Source organism: Streptosporangium sp. H16, assembly GCF_051918855.1.
In the GTDB taxonomy this organism is placed as follows: Bacteria; Actinomycetota; Actinomycetes; order Streptosporangiales; family Streptosporangiaceae; genus Streptosporangium.
In genome coordinates this window covers 1-1,694 of the sequence record NZ_JBPXMD010000099.1, presented here as the reverse complement: position 1 = coordinate 1,694, position 1,694 = coordinate 1, and the positions used below count along the sequence as shown (strand labels likewise).

The following is a 1,694-nucleotide window of genomic DNA, read 5'->3' as shown; positions in this document are numbered from 1 at the left end:
CTTGCCCAGCGGCGGGTGGGCCACGTAGAGCGGGCAGGGGTCGGCCTCCGGCGGCGTGCACTTGACCAGGAAGTCGGTCTTCCCCGCGATGATCATCCGGTCGGCGACCGGGTCGTCCACGGTGCCGAGCGAGGCTCGCTCGACCCCGTAGTGGATCAGCGCCCAGGCGTCCTTGGCGTAGTACGTCTCGTCGAACACGACCGCGTGCGGCCGCCCGAGGTGGACGAACCGCAGGACCCCTCCGAACGCCGCGACCAGCAGCGGTCCCAGCCAGCCCCAGGCCACGCTCCCCTGCATGGGCGGCAGGAGGCGATCCCGTATTAATCCCATTCGGGCAATTATGGTGATAATTCAGCCGCGATGGACAGCATCATAAAGATCGCGTTTGGGGATTCCCGCCGCCTTCGCCACGTCCACGATCGCCTGCTTCCTCGGTACCCCCGTCTCCTCCCGGCGTGCCACCTCGTCGACCAGGTCCCCGATCACCGGCGGCAGGGCCTGCCCGGCGTACCCGGCGACGACGACCGTGATCTCCCCCTTGACGCCCCCGGCCGCCCACTCGGCCAGCTCCCCGAGGCCACCTCGCCGCACCTCCTCGTACGTCTTGGTCAGCTCCCGGCAGACCGCCGCCCTGCGGTCGGCGCCGAACGCCTCCGCCATCGCCGCCAGTGCGACCTGCAGCCGGTGCGGCGCCTCGAAGAAGACCATGGTGCGCTCCTCCTCCGCGAGGGCGGAGAGCCGGCGGGAGCGCTCACCGGACTTGCGCGGCGGGAAGCCCTCGAAGCAGAAGCGGTCGCTGGGCAGCCCCGAGACGGCCAGCGCCGTGGTGACCGCGGACGGTCCGGGCAGCGAGGTGACGGTGATCCCCGCCTCGACCGCCAGGCGGGTGAGGCGGTAGCCGGGGTCGGAGACGCCCGGCATGCCCGCGTCGGTGATGACCAGCACGGTCTTGCCGTCCTGGAGGGCCTGGAGGAGCTCGGCGGCCCGCCCGGCCTCGTTGGCGTCGTAGTAGGAGACGACCCGGCCGCCGATCTCCGCGCCCAGCTCCCCCGCCAGGCGGCGCAGCCTGCGGGTGTCCTCCGCCGCGACCACGTCGGCACTCTCCAGCGCCTGCCGCAGCCGGGGCGAGGCGTCGCCCACCTGCCCGATCGGAGCCCCTGCCAGCACAAGCCTGCCGTTGTCCGTCACCGTTCCATCCTCCCGCATTCCGGATGGACGCCCAGCCCGGGAGGAAGTTCTCGAATTGGGCATCTAGGAATTTTTTTCCTGGGCTCAGGGGGGTGGGGGGACCGTACGATGTCCGGGTGGCCGTGACCGACTTCACCAACCAGGGACCGCAGCAGCCGGAGCCCCAGGAGCCCCAGACGCCCGGCGGGACGAAGGGCTCGGCGCGCGACCGGCTGGTGCCGCCGATGCCCGACGGCGCCCTGTGGGGCTGGCTGGGCCCGCTGCTGATCGCGGTGTTCGGGGCGATCCTGCGCTTCACGAACCTCGGCCATCCGCGCGCGGTCATGTTCGACGAGACGTACTACGCCAAGGACGCCTGGGCGCTGTTCACCTTCGGCGCCGAGCACAACGTCGTCAAGGACGCCGACAAGATCCTGATGGGGGGCGGCACCGGGATCTGGCAGCAGTGCGCGCCCACCGAGCTCGACAAGTGCGCCTCCTACGTGGTCCACCCGCCGCTGGGCAAA

The 1,694-nt window shown here is 71.3% G+C and carries 1 protein-coding gene and 2 pseudogenes; 1 reads left to right on the top strand and 2 read right to left on the bottom strand.

The genetic code is table 11. The features are described 5' to 3' along the window. Positions 1-330 (bottom strand): annotated as a pseudogene (locus tag ACTOQ2_RS43800) (phospholipid carrier-dependent glycosyltransferase); the annotation flags it as partial. Between the two features lie 21 nt (positions 331-351). Beyond that, positions 352-1,206, bottom strand: a complete 855-nt coding sequence (rsmI, locus tag ACTOQ2_RS43795) for a 16S rRNA (cytidine(1402)-2'-O)-methyltransferase (RefSeq protein ID WP_440107931.1) — start codon at positions 1,204-1,206, stop codon at positions 352-354. 98 nt (positions 1,207-1,304) lie between these two features. Between rsmI and ACTOQ2_RS43790 the strand changes: the two are divergent. Then, positions 1,305-1,694: pseudogene (locus tag ACTOQ2_RS43790) on the top strand (phospholipid carrier-dependent glycosyltransferase); the annotation flags it as partial.

What these genes read in the sequence shown, in the direction of transcription:
- rsmI (WP_440107931.1), bottom strand. Translation starts at nt 1,206, where the DNA reads ATGCGGGAGGATGGAACGGTGACGGACAACGGCAGGCTTGTGCTGGCA.